This window comes from Limibacterium fermenti, from assembly GCF_041902845.1.
Taxonomy (GTDB): domain Bacteria; phylum Bacteroidota; class Bacteroidia; order Bacteroidales; family Dysgonomonadaceae; genus Limibacterium; species Limibacterium fermenti.
Map to the genome: position 1 here is coordinate 2,135,555 of NZ_CP159486.1, position 14,333 is coordinate 2,149,887.

18 protein-coding genes and 1 pseudogene are annotated in these 14,333 nt (G+C 45.0%); 10 read left to right on the plus strand and 9 right to left on the minus strand.

From position 1 onward, the window contains the following. Nucleotides 1–34: 34 nt before the first annotated feature. From ABNK31_RS09450 to ABNK31_RS09495, 10 genes and pseudogenes are all read left to right on the plus strand, one after another. Nucleotides 35–544, plus strand: a pseudogene (locus tag ABNK31_RS09450) (MFS transporter); the annotation flags it as partial. A 1,410-nt stretch (nucleotides 545–1,954) separates the two neighbouring features. Continuing rightward, nucleotides 1,955–2,434 (plus strand): YcxB family protein, encoded by a 480-nt coding sequence (locus ABNK31_RS09455; RefSeq protein ID WP_418892283.1) that lies wholly within the window; start codon nucleotides 1,955–1,957, stop codon nucleotides 2,432–2,434. Further along, nucleotides 2,431–3,672 carry an exo-beta-N-acetylmuramidase NamZ domain-containing protein gene (locus ABNK31_RS09460; protein WP_418892284.1) on the plus strand — a complete coding sequence of 414 codons (1,242 nt, stop codon included), beginning with the start codon at nucleotides 2,431–2,433 and terminating at the stop codon, nucleotides 3,670–3,672. The genes ABNK31_RS09455 and ABNK31_RS09460 overlap by 4 nt, the downstream gene beginning before the upstream one ends. Before the next feature lie 112 nt (nucleotides 3,673–3,784). Continuing rightward, on the plus strand, nucleotides 3,785–3,985 hold the full coding sequence (locus tag ABNK31_RS09465) for a four helix bundle protein (RefSeq protein WP_418892285.1): 201 nt from the start codon (nucleotides 3,785–3,787) through the stop codon (nucleotides 3,983–3,985). A 32-nt stretch (nucleotides 3,986–4,017) separates the two neighbouring features. After that, the gene (locus ABNK31_RS09470) at nucleotides 4,018–5,190 is read left to right on the plus strand and encodes an acyltransferase family protein (protein ID WP_418892286.1); all 1,173 of its coding nucleotides are present in this window, start codon (nucleotides 4,018–4,020) and stop codon (nucleotides 5,188–5,190) included. A 197-nt stretch (nucleotides 5,191–5,387) separates the two neighbouring features. Next, nucleotides 5,388–6,245 carry an ATPase gene (locus ABNK31_RS09475; protein WP_418892287.1) on the plus strand — a complete coding sequence of 286 codons (858 nt, stop codon included), beginning with the start codon at nucleotides 5,388–5,390 and terminating at the stop codon, nucleotides 6,243–6,245. Further along, complete coding sequence (murQ, locus tag ABNK31_RS09480) at nucleotides 6,242–7,051, plus strand: N-acetylmuramic acid 6-phosphate etherase (protein WP_418892288.1); 810 nt, start codon at nucleotides 6,242–6,244, stop codon at nucleotides 7,049–7,051. The genes ABNK31_RS09475 and murQ overlap by 4 nt, the downstream gene beginning before the upstream one ends. A gap of 96 nt (nucleotides 7,052–7,147) precedes the next feature. Beyond that, nucleotides 7,148–7,489, plus strand: coding sequence for a hypothetical protein (locus tag ABNK31_RS09485; protein ID WP_418892289.1), 342 nt, complete (start codon nucleotides 7,148–7,150; stop codon nucleotides 7,487–7,489). Between the two features lie 12 nt (nucleotides 7,490–7,501). Continuing rightward, nucleotides 7,502–8,716: a sodium/glutamate symporter gene (gltS, locus tag ABNK31_RS09490; protein ID WP_418892290.1), complete on the plus strand. Its 1,215-nt coding sequence runs from the start codon at nucleotides 7,502–7,504 to the stop codon at nucleotides 8,714–8,716. Nucleotides 8,717–8,770: 54 nt separating this feature from the next. Next, nucleotides 8,771–9,583: an alpha/beta hydrolase gene (locus ABNK31_RS09495; protein WP_418892291.1), complete on the plus strand. Its 813-nt coding sequence runs from the start codon at nucleotides 8,771–8,773 to the stop codon at nucleotides 9,581–9,583. A gap of 31 nt (nucleotides 9,584–9,614) precedes the next feature. On the opposite strand, the gene ABNK31_RS09500 is transcribed toward ABNK31_RS09495, so the two are convergent. The 9 genes from ABNK31_RS09500 to ABNK31_RS09540 all read right to left on the minus strand — a co-directional run bounded on the left by ABNK31_RS09500 (nucleotide 9,615) and on the right by ABNK31_RS09540 (nucleotide 14,202). Continuing rightward, the gene (locus tag ABNK31_RS09500; RefSeq protein ID WP_418892292.1) at nucleotides 9,615–10,292 is read right to left on the minus strand and encodes a hypothetical protein; all 678 of its coding nucleotides are present in this window, start codon (nucleotides 10,290–10,292) and stop codon (nucleotides 9,615–9,617) included. Further along, nucleotides 10,285–10,575, minus strand: a complete 291-nt coding sequence (locus tag ABNK31_RS09505; RefSeq protein ID WP_418892293.1) for a hypothetical protein — start codon at nucleotides 10,573–10,575, stop codon at nucleotides 10,285–10,287. Before ABNK31_RS09505 ends, ABNK31_RS09500 begins: the two co-directional genes overlap by 8 nt. A gap of 1 nt (nucleotide 10,576) precedes the next feature. Further along, nucleotides 10,577–11,071 carry a hypothetical protein gene (locus ABNK31_RS09510; protein WP_418892294.1) on the minus strand — a complete coding sequence of 165 codons (495 nt, stop codon included), beginning with the start codon at nucleotides 11,069–11,071 and terminating at the stop codon, nucleotides 10,577–10,579. Nucleotides 11,072–11,112: 41 nt separating this feature from the next. Then, nucleotides 11,113–11,787, minus strand: coding sequence for a hypothetical protein (locus ABNK31_RS09515; RefSeq protein WP_418892295.1), 675 nt, complete (start codon nucleotides 11,785–11,787; stop codon nucleotides 11,113–11,115). A 79-nt stretch (nucleotides 11,788–11,866) separates the two neighbouring features. Next, nucleotides 11,867–12,022 (minus strand): T9SS type A sorting domain-containing protein, encoded by a 156-nt coding sequence (locus tag ABNK31_RS09520; RefSeq protein WP_418892296.1) that lies wholly within the window; start codon nucleotides 12,020–12,022, stop codon nucleotides 11,867–11,869. Beyond that, nucleotides 11,979–12,677, minus strand: a complete 699-nt coding sequence (locus tag ABNK31_RS09525; protein WP_418892297.1) for a hypothetical protein — start codon at nucleotides 12,675–12,677, stop codon at nucleotides 11,979–11,981. Before ABNK31_RS09525 ends, ABNK31_RS09520 begins: the two co-directional genes overlap by 44 nt. 1 nt (nucleotide 12,678) lies before the next feature. Further along, nucleotides 12,679–13,290 carry a hypothetical protein gene (locus tag ABNK31_RS09530; RefSeq protein WP_418892298.1) on the minus strand — a complete coding sequence of 204 codons (612 nt, stop codon included), beginning with the start codon at nucleotides 13,288–13,290 and terminating at the stop codon, nucleotides 12,679–12,681. Nucleotides 13,291–13,441: 151 nt separating this feature from the next. Beyond that, entirely contained in the window at nucleotides 13,442–13,681 is a 240-nt protein-coding gene (locus ABNK31_RS09535; protein ID WP_418892299.1) for a hypothetical protein, read from the minus strand. Nucleotides 13,682–13,902: 221 nt separating this feature from the next. Beyond that, nucleotides 13,903–14,202: a hypothetical protein gene (locus ABNK31_RS09540; protein ID WP_418892300.1), complete on the minus strand. Its 300-nt coding sequence runs from the start codon at nucleotides 14,200–14,202 to the stop codon at nucleotides 13,903–13,905. Nucleotides 14,203–14,333 lie beyond the last annotated feature (131 nt).

The following is a 14,333-nucleotide window of genomic DNA, read 5'->3' on the forward strand; positions in this document are numbered from 1 at the left end:
GTAATTCATAATTTGTAATTTGTAATTTATTAAAATGAAATCAACTCGCAACCCCTGGGCCTGGATCCCCACGCTTTACTTCGCCGAAGGAATACCGTATGTGGTCGTGATGACTGTTTCCGTCATCATGTACAAACGCCTCGGCATTTCCAATACCGACATCGCTCTTTACACCGGATTATTATATCTGCCATGGGTGATCAAACCCTTTTGGAGTCCCTTTGTCGACCTGATAAATACAAAAAGATGGTGGATCGTCATCATGCAACTATTCATCGGAGCGGGATTGGCGGGAGTCGCTTTCTTAATTCCCGCACCGTTTTATTTTCAGGCGACTCTGGCGGTCTTTTGGTTGATTGCGTTCAGTTCCGCTACGCACGATATCGCCGCCGACGGGTTCTATATGCTCGCACTGGATGATTCGCAACAATCGTTCTTCGTGGGTATCCGGAGCACCTTTTATCGCTTGGCTTCGATTACGGGACAAGGACTTTTGATTATCCTCGCAGGATTTCTGGAAACCGCGACAGGATTGGAACCCCTGCAAGTCAATATCCAATCGACGAACCAACCCGTAGAATCCACTTTATGGGTGTCGGAGGCAGACTTTCAAAGAACGCCTTCGGCCGATGCCTCCTTTACGGCATTCGCGTCTTCGCTGAAGATTTCCACGACCAATATTCCATCGGATTCACTGAAAAAGATTACGGATCAGGCGCAAGCGCATAATCTCACAAACGGTTTTGTTGTGGAAGAAAAGAAAATCGAAAAAAAAGATTCCTGGTGGACAACACACGTTTCCCGACCTTGGAGTGAACATGCGGGGAGGCCTTTCGCTAATTTCATCCGGAATCATTTCGGAGAGAAGCGCACACAACCCTCGGCTGACGGCCTGGTGGGGAATGCGGCGGTCGTTGCCGTGAAACTAAACCAAAAGCCCGATGCAGGAAAGGACGTCGTATTGAATACACGTTTAAAATCGGGCGACAGGAGCATCGCCCTCATCGGGGGAGAACGACTGGTTTTTAACGATCAAAACTGGGACACTCCGGCTTATATGGTCATTCAACTCGATAAGAAACTCGATAAACCGGCAACCGCAACTTTCGAATCGACCTCGGGTAACTTACCGATGGCGTGGAGCATCACTTTTTATATATTGGCGGGCTTCTTCCTTCTGATATTTATTTATCACCGGTTTGTGCTCCCCCGACCGGCTTCGGACGCGCCCAAAGAACATTCGCCCAAAGATATCCTTACCGAATTCGGGCGTACCTTCTCGACTTTTTTCCGCAAAAAGCATATCGGTATCGCCATCGCTTTCATGCTTCTGTACCGATTGGGTGAAGCCATGCTCGTGAAACTTTCCTCCCCTTTCCTATTGGACGGGCGCGACATCGGCGGTCTCGGGCTGACTACGGGGCAAGTCGGATTCGTTTACGGAACCGTCGGCGTATTATCCCTTACAATCGGCGGAATTATCGGCGGAATCGCCATCAACCGGAAGGGACTGAAATATTGGCTTTGGCCTATGGCTCTCTGCATCACCTTGCCGCACCTTGCATTTTTGTACCTGTCATGGTTCATGCCCGAAAATATGGTATTAATCAACTTAGCCGTTGCGGTTGAGCAATTCGGTTACGGCTTCGGATTTACCGCCTATATGATGTATTTGATTTATTTTTCGGAGGGTGAACACAAAACCGCCCATTATGCCATTTGCACCGGATTTATGGCGCTGGGGATGATGCTTCCGGGAATGATCGCCGGATGGTTGCAAGAATTGGTAGGGTACAATCATTTCTTTATCTTTGTAATGCTGTGCGCTATTCCGACTCTTCTGGTCATTCCTTTTATCAACGTCGACCGGGACTTCGGCAAAGCGAAGAAGAAAAGTCAGCAAAAGAATTGTTACACAGAGTAACGCAGAAGCATTTGGATTACATTCAATAATATGATCTCAACATTCTCGATCAAATCGACCCGCAAGAGCTATTTCAAACTGCTATTGTCCCTATATTGGAGACGGAAATGGTGGTTGGCCGCCTTATGGTTACTCTTCGCGATCATTTGTTTGACCGTGCAAGAAAAAACTATTTGGGACTACATCGTCATTGCACTCGGGTTCGGTTATCCGGTGCTGATTACGATTCAATATTGGTTTTATGTACGCTCTTCGGCAAACCGCATCTTCTTTCAGGAACGGTGGTATGAAATCGACGAGGACAAACTGGTCGGACATTTTTACGACGGCACGGCAAGTCCCATCCGCTGGGTTCACTTTGTAAAATACCTGAAACGAAACGACCGGTATCTGCTTTATTTGTCGCAAGGACAATTTGTCGACCTGCCTTTTTCGTCTTTTCGAAGCGAAGAAGACCGGGAATGGTTTGAAACATCTATCTTAACAATAATCGCAAAAAGAAGAATATGAAGAAAAGTGTCTTTTTCCTTTGTTTGCTTTTCCTGTCGGTACAAGCAATCAGTGTGCAAGCGCAAAAAATACGGATTAAAACGGGTATCGGAGTATTAAAAGACGATCAGTTCTCCATCCTTAAAGGAAAGCGCGTAGGATTGATTACGAATCCTACGGGAGTGGACAACAACCTGAAGTCGACCATCGATATCCTGCACGAAGCCCCCAACGTACAGCTCGTGGCACTCTACGGACCTGAACACGGTGTGCGCGGCGATGTGCATGCAGGCGACAAGATCGAGACATTTACCGATCCGAATACCGGCGTGCCCGTTCATTCACTTTATGGCGTCACCCGAAAACCTTCGAAAGAGATGCTCCGGGACATCGACGTGTTGGTATATGATATTCAAGATATCGGATGCCGCTCGTACACGTATATATCCACGATGTATCTGGCCATGCAAGCCGCAGCGGAAAACGACATAGAGTTTGTCGTACTCGATCGCCCCAATCCGTTGGGCGGCTTGAAAGTCGAAGGCAATCTCGTGGAGGAAGGCTTCTTCTCATTCGTCAGCCAACTGAAAATACCGTATGTTTACGGCCTCACCTGCGGTGAACTCGCACTGATGATCAACGGCGAAAGAATGTTGGAACAGCCCTGCAAGTTGCATGTGGTGAAAATGAAGAAATGGCGGCGGAAAATGAATTTCGGCGACACCGGATTGCCTTGGGTATCCGCCTCGCCGCATATTCCCTTTGCGCACTCGGCGTATTTTTATCCGGTATCCGGCATTTTAGGGGAGTTGGGATATATGTCGATTGGCGTAGGATATACACTTCCGTTCGAAATGTTTGCCGCAGAGTGGATCGGCGCCGAAGAATTCGCCCGGGCATTAAACGCAAAGCGATTGCCGGGTGTTGTCTTTCGTCCCATTCACTTAAAACCATTCTATTCCGTTGGGAAAGGCTCGAACCTGCAAGGCGTTCAAGTTCATCTGACCGATTTTTCGAAAGCCCGGTTGTCGGATATTCAGTTTCATGTAATGGAAGTCGCCGCCGCGTTATATCCCGATAAAAAAGTGTTCGATCATGCCGATAAAGGCCGTTTCAATATGTTTGATAAGGTGAGCGGGAGCGACTTTATCCGCAAAGAATTTTCGCAACAACATCGCTTCTCTGACATCCAATCCTATTGGACAAAAGACGAAGAATCGTTTAAGAAATTATCAAAAAAATATTATCTATATAAATGATAATGGCTTCCCCGATACTGTTGCTTCGCAACGATAATGCGATAAAGCACGATAGACGCCTGCGGTGCGATAAAAAAGACAGGCTCGCTACGCCAGCGATAATATAAATGATATGACAATAGAGGATTTGGAAGTGTATAATTTATCGATGGACTTTTCAGATAAAGTATGGAATAGAGTTTGCCGATGGGAGCATTTTGCAAAAGATGCGCTTGGAAAACAATGGGTAAGAGCCGCTGACTCGGTAGATGCAAATAAAAGTAAAACAGGGCTCGTAAAAGCATTCAGAAGAAAATTAATTTCGGACAAATAACTATCGCGCTTTAGCGCATTATCAATAACAATATGAATACAATTTCAATAAAACAATCCAACAGCCGCCTGCTTTCGCTCGACATCTTGCGGGGCATTACGATTGCAGGCATGATCATGGTAAACAATCCGGGATCATGGAGTTCGATATACGCGCCGTTGAGGCACGCATCGTGGCACGGTTTGACACCGACCGACCTGGTGTTCCCGTTCTTTATGTTTATCATGGGAGTCTCTACGTTCATGTCGCTCCGGAAGTTTAATTTCGAACCTTCAAAGGCTTGCCTGTGGAAGATTATCCGGCGGACGATCGTCATCTTCTTCATCGGACTGGCACTGGGATGGTTCGGGCAATTATGCCGCGGACTGGCTTCGGGGGAAAACTTTGCGGCCGCCGCCACCCATTTCGACACACTGCGCATCCTCGGCGTCATGCAACGATTGGCCTTATCGTACGGATTGGCCGCCCTCGCCGCCGTATTCATTCCTCACAAGCATATGGTGTGGGTCATTGTCACATTGCTGGCGGGTTATTTCCTGCTGCTGCTCTTCGGAAACGGCTTCGACTTGTCGGAACAGAATATCATTGCACGGGTCGACAACGCCCTATGGGGGCCTAATCACATGTATAAAGACTGGACTCCCGACGGCCAACGGATTGCTTTCGACCCCGAGGGATTGCTCAGTACGCTCCCTTCCGTCGCCCATGTATTGATCGGTTTCTTGTTCGGGAAACTCATTATCGAGTATAAGGATAATAACAAACGGGTGGAAAAGATCTTGATTTGGGGTACGGTGCTGGCTTTCTCGGGATTGCTATTACAATACGGCTGCCCGATCAATAAAAGAATATGGAGTCCGACGTTCGTGCTGACGACTACCGGGTTCGCCGCCCAATTACTCGGATTGCTGATCTGGATCATCGATATCAACAAGAAAGAAAAATGGAGCCGCTTCTTCCATGCATTCGGCGTGAACCCGCTCTTCATCTATGTGCTGGCAGGGGTATTGGCTACATTGCTGGGGACTATCGGCATTCCTTATGCCGGTGAAACAATAGCCGTTAAAACCTACTTTTACGAAGCATTGCTACGCCCATGGGCCGGCGACTATTTCGGTTCATTGCTCTACGCGTTATTGTTTATATCGGTATGCTGGGCATTCGGATATGGATTGTATAAGAAAGATATTTACATTAAGATTTAGAAGACAACATAGTAGATTAGCAAATTAGCGGATTAGCAAATTAGTAACAGGTCAAAGGTCTAAAGACTAAAGACAGATATCCGGGTTAAAGCGTCGCTCATTGTGGGCTTGACCCACACCCCTAAAATACGAGGGAATTCCACATCGGGTACGGAATGACATTAGACATTAGACTTTTGACATTAGACATTCAAACAATGAAATCAATCGTAATCGCCGATAGCGGCGCAACCAAAACGGACTGGTGCTTCGTACAAGACGGACAAATCATCCGCCGATTTCCGAAAAACGGCATTAGCCCCGTATATCAATCGGAAGAAGAGATCGCACAGGAAATTAGGGAACAAGTGTATCCTTCCTTGCGGGATGAAGAAATCGAAGCGATCTGTTTCTACGGATCGGGTTGCATCCCGGAAAAAATAGAGGGGGTAAAAAGAGCCATTCAAGCATCGTTTCCCATAGAAGATGTTCAGGTGTACAGCGACCTGATAGCCGCGGCACACGCCTTGTGCGGACATACTTCCGGAATCGCCTGCATTTTAGGAACCGGCAGCAACTCTTGCCAATGGAACGGAAAAGAGGTGATTGCGCAAGTATCGCCGTTAGGATTTATCCTCGGCGACGAAGGCAGCGGTGCGGTAATGGGAAAACATTTGGTCAGCGACGCGCTAAAGAATCAGTTAACCGACGGATTGAAGGAGGAACTCCTGGCGGAATATGCGCTTACCCCCGCAACGATTATCGACAGCGTATACCGGCAACCTTTTCCCAGCCGCTTTCTGGCCAGGCTCGCTCCCTTCCTGTTGAAGCATATCAAAGATCCGACTATAAGCCGGATCGTCCATACGTCGTTTTCCGATTTCTTCGAAAGAAACGTCATGCAGTATGATTACAAAAACAATAAAGTCCATTTTGTCGGCTCGATCGCGTATTATTTTCAAGACATCCTGCACTCCACGGCTAAAAGCATGAACATCGAAACAGGCAGCATCCTGCAATCCCCCATGGAGGGATTGATTCACTATTATCACCATTCATTAATCGCAAAAAAATGACATTTATAAAAATAACGGAACAATCCTCTTTATACGATAATCTGGAAAAGAAACCCGTTCTCGAAATCCTGACGGAAATCAATCAGGAAGATCAGAAAGTCGCACTTGCCGTGCAAAAGACCATTCCTGAGATAGAAAAACTCGTGACGGGTATTGTCGAGCGCATGAAACGCGGCGGACGCCTCTTTTATCTCGGAGCGGGAACCAGCGGACGCCTCGGCGTGCTCGACGCTTCGGAAATTCCTCCCACCTACGGCATGCCCAACACCTATGTTATCGGTTTGATTGCCGGCGGAGATACGGCCCTTCGCAATCCCGTAGAAGCCGCAGAAGACGATCAGGACAAGGCATGGCAAGAACTGTCGGCTTATCATATCGGCAAAAACGACACGGTGGTGGGCATCGCCGCGTCCGGAACGACTCCCTATGTCATCGGCGCACTCCGGCATGCCCGAGAAAAAGGCTTGCTGACGGCCGCCATCAGTTGTAATCCCGACTCGCCGGTTGCGGATGAAGCCGAAATTAAAATCGAGCCTATCGTGGGGCCGGAATACGTCACCGGAAGTACCCGGATGAAATCGGGAACCGCACAAAAACTCGTGTTAAATATGATTTCGACCGCCGTGATGATTAAGCTGGGACGTGTAAAAGGAAACCGCATGGTCAACATGCAACTGACCAATCAAAAACTGGTAGACCGCGGCACCCGGATGATTGTCGAAGAACTGGGACTGCCTTATGATCAGGCGAAGAATCTTCTCCTGTTGCACGGATCGGTGAAAAATGCCGTAGAAAGCTTTAGATAATGACGAATTATCAATTACAAATGACGAATTACTAATTACTAATTACTAATTACAAATTACAAATGACGAATTGTCAATTATCGATTATCAATTATTATGGCAATCATTATAAAAACCGATACTCCGGATACGCTGCTCGATGAAATTTACGAAGGTATCCAAAGTAAAAAAGTAGATAAGTGGGCTTCCACAGCCGACGGACGCCTCACTTACGCTTCACTGCTCTGGAAAAACGAAGCGTGGTTCAAACCTCAGATATGGGTTGAAGAGAAGGAATTGCGCTTCGGCTTGATTAAACGAAAAGACCGGAAACATATCTCCACCAAACTGTATACAATGTTTCATACTAAATTCGTCGAAATGCTCCTTTCGCATTTCGACACGCTTTTTCGGGAAGTCACCGTAAGTGCCGTACGTACCGAACCGGATGAATTTTAAAGAAACAAACTCATGATGACCATTTCGCTCAACCTATACGAAACAGTCGGCATCGGCGTCCTATTACTATTGCTGGGAAAATATCTCAAATCCAAAATCGGTTTTTTCCGCCAATATGCCATTCCGTCTCCGGTCATCGGCGGGTTATTGTTTGCATTCATCAGTTTATTCCTTCATCAGGCGGATATTCTGCACTTCGATTTCGACATCATATTGCAAGAATTCTTTATGGTGCTATTCTTTACGTCGATAGGATTCAATGTCAGCCTTAAACTATTAAAAAACGGCGGATCGAAACTGTTTTTATTCCTTGGATTGGCCGTTGTTTTTTGTTTCCTTCAAAACTTTGTGGCCGTGCTGCTCGCAGGAGCGGTTGATGTAAATCCTCTGCTGGCTTTAATGACAGGTTCCACCGCATTAACCGGAGGGTTAGGTACGTCGGCAGCCGTGGCTCCCATGGTGGAAGAAGCCGGAATCGCGGGAGCAAAGACCGTCGCGATCGCTTCGGCTACTTTCGGCCTGTTAATGGGATCCGTTATGGGCGCTCCGCTCGGCAACAATCTTATTATCAAAAAAGATTTAGTGAAAACCCGGATAGAAGACGAAGAAGAACAGGACATCGATGCCCAACAAACTCACAAACGCCCGATAGACGGAGAACGCGTCACAAAAGCCATGTTCCTTATCCTTATCGCAATGGGAGTAGGCGTGTTTCTGACTGATTTACTGAACACGTGGATGGCGCATCTCATCGATAATATCCGTTTTCCCATATATCTGGGACCGATGCTCGCCGCTACCATCCTGCGCAATATTTTCGACACGAAGGACAAGCATTTCGCCCTCAATCCCGAAATTCAATTGCTGGGCGATATCAGCCTGAATGTGTTTATTTCGATCGCCATCATGACGCTTCAACTGTGGGATTTAAGCGAGTTGGCGTTCTCTCTGATCATTTTACTGTTGGCTCAGGTCATATTGATGTTTGTCTTTGCGCGCTATGTCTGCTTCAGGGTGATGGGCCGCAACTATGACGCCGCAGTCGTCAGCGCAGGAATGGTCGGTTTCGGAATGGGTTCCACCGCCAACGCAATGGCTAATCTGGACTCTATCTGCGACAAGTTCGGATATTCGCGCCTGGCATTTTTTATCGTTCCTCTTGTCGGATCCATCTTTATCGACTTTATCAATGTATTAATTATAAACGGATTCATTATCGCATTGTAAGGTTATCGCCGGGCAATTTTATCAAACGACATTATTCATTCACTTTACAAACTTATGAAAAGAATATTTTTTGTGCTATCGATACTTCTCCTATCCGGAATGATTTTTTCTCAAGAAATACGGTATAAAACCATGACGGATATTCCTTATTACGACAACGACTTTCAACCTGAAAACGGTTATCTGCACGAACGATGCCTTCTGGATATCTATTATCCTGAGAACAAAGGCGACTTTGCCACGGTCGTTTGGTTCCACGGCGGAGGATTAACGGGAGGCGCGAAAGAAATTCCTTCCGCACTTAAAGAAAAAGGATTTTGTGTAGTAGGCGTCAACTATCGCCTGGCCCCTCAAGCCAAAGCGCCGGCGTATATCGAAGATGCCGCCGCGGCTGTAGCATGGGTATTTGAACATATCAAACAATACGGGGGAAATCCATCGAAGATCATTGTCTCCGGCCATTCGGCGGGAGGATATCTTACGTGCATGATCGGACTGGATAAGCGATGGCTCGCCGCTCATCATATCGATGCCGACCGTATCGCCGCATTAGTCCCTTTCAGTGCGCAAACCATTACGCATTTTACGATCCGTAAGGAGCGGGGCATTCCGGATATCCAACCCGTGGTAGACGAATATGCCCCGCTGTTTCATGTCCGCCCCGACGCGCCGCCTTTGCTGTTGATTACCGGCGACCGGGAATTGGAACTGTTGGGACGTTACGAGGAGAATGCATATCTCGCCCGCATGATGAAGATTGCGGGACATACGCAAACACGTTTACTGGAGTTGCAAGGCTATGGGCATGATATGGCTTACCCTGCTTTTCCTTTACTGATTCGGGAGATAGAAGAAAAAACGAGGTAAAATGTGGAGGCATATTTCCTTGTCACTTTGTCTATTTTGTCCCCTTGTGTCCCTCGTCCGGTTTATGTCCGGTGCGGTCGATGATGATGCGCGCGTTGCGGTAATCTTCATAGAAAGATGTGCTTTGAAAAACCAGCATCAGGCGGTCGAGACGGTCGAGGATGGTGCGAAGCTCCTTCTTCAGTGCGGGAAGGCTCGATTGGTTAAGCGTCTTGTGTTGCGCCGTGAGCGTGCGGGGAACAGCTTTCTGTTTGGAGAAAGCAGCAATCAAGGGCGGTAATTCAGCTACCTCTTCCGGCGTTACACCCATGTCGGCAATATTTGCCTGAATAGAAACCACGCTGTCATAAATACCGTTGAGCCGCTCGGTCAGGGCCGTTTGGGTCAAATGCGTCAATTCGGTTTTCTGAACGTCGAGTTGCTCGAAGAGTTGGCGGTTATTGGCCAGTAAAGGATACACGCTGGCCCGGCGGGCGATCGAGACCGCCTTGAGAATCGCCGCCATCATGGCATTCGTCTTATCGTCGGTAGCGCCCGAGATATCGATCTGGACTTCTTTCATCACCCCGCCGGTCGTGCCGAGGGTAGTGTGCAACAATACCGCATCCTTATTCAATTGGGGATAGGGTTCAAACCGGGTGAGATTGGCTTGCATCAGATCATCGGTGGTGTAAGTCATCCCAAAGAAATTCAATGTTCTTTTATCCATTTTCTTTGAGTTTTAATGAGTTGTTATACTTTATATTTACTTTCTGTTTTGTTAATGAATCATGCCACTTAATACTGAAATCAGTCGATAGAGTTTTTATTGAAGTATCAACTCTGGATTCTTTGACTCCTTCAACATACTTTACCAATATGGTATTCGGCTTAGGAAATAGAGCAACTTTTTTATCAAAAGCATAATAGTATGTCTCCTCATTATCATTTAAAAAAGTAAATAACAGCAAGATTCCTGTTACTATTATATATATAAAACTATATGATTTCATTCTATTGTAGTTTTGTGATGTTTTTTAATGATATCTCTTTATAATCACTCCAAGGAAATGATTGATCCATTGCCACACAAGAACCACAGACAAATTGAATCTGTTCCAATTCATTCAATATCTTATAACTAAACTTGATTTTATATACGTGTTTTGATTCCTCCGGGAAGAAAACGGGACCACAATTATTTCCGTCTATATCAGGAGATAGAAATTCATTTGGAAAGCTAAATTCTCCATCGGGAAATTCAAATGTATAGAAATCCATTGGCCAATGTGCTGCCGTATTTTTACTTCCATTCAATAAAATACAATAACCTCTTTTAGTCTTATCTATTGCCGAACCGGTTTTCTTATTTGTCTTATTACAAATGAAAGAACCTACAATATAACCTTCAACATAATCGGAATATTCTTTTTCTTCGTCATCACATCCTCCCATTCCTGTTATTATAAACAGAAACGACATTACTAAAAGTAATTTTTTGATTTTCATAAATTCTTATTTTTTTAGTTGATAATTGTCGCCTTGTCTCCCTATCCCTCTGTCGCCTTGTGCTCCTTGTCATGCCCGGTGCGGTCGATGATGATGCGCGCGTTGCGGTAATCTTCATAGAAAGATGTGCCTTGAAAAACCAGCATCAGGCGGTCGAGACGGTCGAGGATGGTGCGAAGCTCTTTCTTCAGTGCGGGAAGGCTCGATTGGTTAAGCGTCTTGTGTTGCGCCGTGAGCGTGCGGGGAACAGCTTTCTGTTTGGAGAAAGCAGCAATCAAGGGCGGTAATTCAGCTACCTCTTCCGGCGTTACACCCATGTCGGCAATATTTGCCTGAATGGAAACCACGCTGTCATAAATACCATTGAGCCGCTCGGTCAGGGCCGTTTGGGTCAAATGCGTCAATTCGGTTTTCTGAACGTCGAGTTGCTCGAAGAGTTGGCGGTTATTGGCCAGTAAAGGATACACGCTGGCCCGGCGGGCGATCGAGACCGCCTTGAGAATCGCCGCCATCATGGCATTCGTCTTATCGTCGGTAGCGCCCGAGATATCGATCTGTACTTCTTTCATCACCCCGCCGGTCGTGCCGAGGGTAGTGTGCAACAATACCGCATCCTTATTCAATTGGGGATAGGGTTCAAACCGGGTGAGATTGGCTTGCATCAGATCATCGGTGGTGTAAGTCATCCCAAAGAAATTCAATGTTCTTTTATCCATTTTCTTTGAGTTTTAATGAGTTGTTATACTTTATATTTACTTTCTGTTTTGTTTATTAATCTTCCGTTTTCTTGTCGGATCATTTCTTAATCAATTTTTGCGAATAAGCCTTTCCATCTTTGATGACACGGACGATGTAGATACCGGCAGGCAGTCCGTCAAGCGGAATCTGCAAGTGCGATTCCGCCGTTTTATAGGAGCGTAGCAGTTGTGATCCGTTCCATAGTAACCGCATCCGACTCCAAATTCCAAGCCGGGAAACAGGCAATATTATTATTACAAGCTCCCGATCCGCCTAAATTGCCATAAGCCATTGTTGAAGACAAATTCTTATAGGCATGAACAACTCTTTTGATAGATAAACGAGACTGTCCTTTTTCGCTTGCGGGTTCAAACAAATAAACAGCAACTTTGTCTCCTTGCACAAGATCGGTCAAAAAATAACCATTCTTTGTATTCTGCTTTGAGGTAACAGGCCCATAGAGCATTGTTCCCTCCGAATTGACAATATATAACTCAGCGCTATCAGGCAAATAAAAGTCATTGAATACAAAATTGATGGAATAAGCCCCTTCCGATTGAAACGCCATCGACCAAAGCCGACCATTTTCCTCGTCTGTCCATTCTCCGTCTGTCAAGGTTATATTCATATCGAATCCTTTGCCGAAACGGAAAGGAACATCCAACCCTTCATTTTGCGTGTCTTCATCCAACATTTTTTGACTGTTGAATGACGGCATTTTCCTTATTTTCGTTGTTCTTGGATGATTCCTGATATGCGTGGTTTGCTGCAAGGCATTTTTAGCGGGAAATAATTTGGTCTCCACCTGCCCATACCCAACACAAAAGAACCCCATGAAAAATATCAGAATGAATATTTGTTTTCTCATTTTATTCGATTTTAAAATTAATCTTAAAATTTAATATATCGGTAATAATATCTGAGTTATCAGATGTTCCATCAAACCAAAATTGATGTTTAAATTCAGTGTAATAATGTCCTTTGATCAATGGAGCTTGATGAGAACTCTCATAGGTCCCTTTTTCCCAATTCCAAGGTGCATCCCTATTGTCAGTCCATTGCACCTGAAACACTTTGGATTCTCCTGATTCAAAAGGATATGCACCGCTTCCAATCATTAGTGCTCGTAAAAACTTATACGGCATTCCTATGTTTTGCCCATCAGAAGTATAAACATCACAGAATCCATTTTCATTAGAATAGGCGAAGTCTGGAGCAAAAAAAAGCTTTTTATTACGATTATTCGTAACAGAAAAATAAAAAGTGAAATTCTCGCCTTCCTTAAATACCGTAGCCGGATTTCCGGCTTCGTTTAGTAGACAAAATTTAAAAATGATCCCGTCAACTTCGTTTTGAATAACGGTCTGTCCGCTTTCGGGCGAAATTTTCCAAACTAAATCATCTGACTTATCATCACATCCTCCCATTCCTGTTATTATAAACAGAAACGACATTACTAAAAGTAGTTTTTTTGTTTTCATATATTCTTTGTTTTTTTAGTTGATATTTATCACTTTGTTTCCTCATCCCTTTGTCCCCTTATCTCCCTCTTTCTCTTCATGTCCGGTGCGGTCGATGATGATGCGCGCGTTGCGGTAATCGTCATAGAAAGATGCGCCTTGAAGACCAGCATCAGGCGATCGAGACCGCCTTGAGAATCGCCGCCATCATGGCATTCGATTTATCGTCGGTAGCGCCTGAGATATCTTTCTGTACTTCTTTCATCACCCCGCCGGTTGTGTCGAGGGTGGTGCTTAACAATACCGCATCCTTATTCAATTGGGGATAGGGTTCAAACCGGGTGAGATTGGCTTGCAGCAGATCATCGGTGGTGTAAGTCATCCCAAAGAAATTCAATGTTTTTTTATCCATTTTCTTTGAGTTTTAAAATTAACTTGTAACAAAAATACAGCTTTATTCTTCCCATTATTCAAATTTAATCATATTTAACTACCAACATATTGCGTATATTATTTTACATTTTAAGTAACAAGAACAAGAATTGCTACAATAATATGATATTGAATACTATACAATTTTGATTTTTTTTGAGATTTTATGCATTTTGAAGTTCGTCAGGGCTCATTGATGCCTCATTTTTCTCTATCGACATTGACGAAACGGACACCTGCAATAGCACAATTGATTTTAACAGTTGAGCGAAAGGCATCGATGGGAATGAAATCGAATATGACAAGCATGAAATCCATTTCAACAGTAGAGAAAGGCGTATTGACGATATAACAATCGCTTCTAAACATACAAAAAAGAACGGTTACCATTAAGAAATCATCCTTGACGGTAATGCAGGATACTTTTGCAGTAGAATAACGTGCTTTTACAGCATAGAAATCGATTTTGTAGGTAAAACGATTGATTTTGCAACAATGCAAACGACTTTGATATTCTCACAATTAATATAAACATTAGCGCAATTGACTTTAACCTTTAAACAATCGACATAGACAGTACCGCAATGAATATCGGCACTTCTTCGATAGATACAAATGGTTGTACAAATGAC

Bases quoted from the DNA above. Each gene is read 5' to 3' on its own strand.
- ABNK31_RS09455 (WP_418892283.1), top strand. From the start codon at position 1,955: ATGATCTCAACATTCTCGATCAAATCGACCCGCAAGAGCTATTTCAAA.
- ABNK31_RS09460 (WP_418892284.1), top strand. From the start codon at position 2,431: ATGAAGAAAAGTGTCTTTTTCCTTTGTTTGCTTTTCCTGTCGGTACAA.
- ABNK31_RS09465 (WP_418892285.1), top strand. From the start codon at position 3,785: ATGACAATAGAGGATTTGGAAGTGTATAATTTATCGATGGACTTTTCA.
- ABNK31_RS09470 (WP_418892286.1), top strand. From the start codon at position 4,018: ATGAATACAATTTCAATAAAACAATCCAACAGCCGCCTGCTTTCGCTC.
- ABNK31_RS09475 (WP_418892287.1), top strand. From the start codon at position 5,388: ATGAAATCAATCGTAATCGCCGATAGCGGCGCAACCAAAACGGACTGG.
- murQ (WP_418892288.1), top strand. From the start codon at position 6,242: ATGACATTTATAAAAATAACGGAACAATCCTCTTTATACGATAATCTG.
- ABNK31_RS09485 (WP_418892289.1), top strand. From the start codon at position 7,148: ATGGCAATCATTATAAAAACCGATACTCCGGATACGCTGCTCGATGAA.
- gltS (WP_418892290.1), top strand. From the start codon at position 7,502: ATGATGACCATTTCGCTCAACCTATACGAAACAGTCGGCATCGGCGTC.
- ABNK31_RS09495 (WP_418892291.1), top strand. From the start codon at position 8,771: ATGAAAAGAATATTTTTTGTGCTATCGATACTTCTCCTATCCGGAATG.
- ABNK31_RS09500 (WP_418892292.1), bottom strand. From the start codon at position 10,292: ATGGATAAAAGAACATTGAATTTCTTTGGGATGACTTACACCACCGAT.
- ABNK31_RS09505 (WP_418892293.1), bottom strand. From the start codon at position 10,575: ATGAAATCATATAGTTTTATATATATAATAGTAACAGGAATCTTGCTG.
- ABNK31_RS09510 (WP_418892294.1), bottom strand. From the start codon at position 11,071: ATGAAAATCAAAAAATTACTTTTAGTAATGTCGTTTCTGTTTATAATA.
- ABNK31_RS09515 (WP_418892295.1), bottom strand. From the start codon at position 11,787: ATGGATAAAAGAACATTGAATTTCTTTGGGATGACTTACACCACCGAT.
- ABNK31_RS09520 (WP_418892296.1), bottom strand. From the start codon at position 12,022: ATGCGGTTACTATGGAACGGATCACAACTGCTACGCTCCTATAAAACG.
- ABNK31_RS09525 (WP_418892297.1), bottom strand. From the start codon at position 12,677: ATGAGAAAACAAATATTCATTCTGATATTTTTCATGGGGTTCTTTTGT.
- ABNK31_RS09530 (WP_418892298.1), bottom strand. From the start codon at position 13,290: ATGAAAACAAAAAAACTACTTTTAGTAATGTCGTTTCTGTTTATAATA.
- ABNK31_RS09535 (WP_418892299.1), bottom strand. From the start codon at position 13,681: ATGGATAAAAAAACATTGAATTTCTTTGGGATGACTTACACCACCGAT.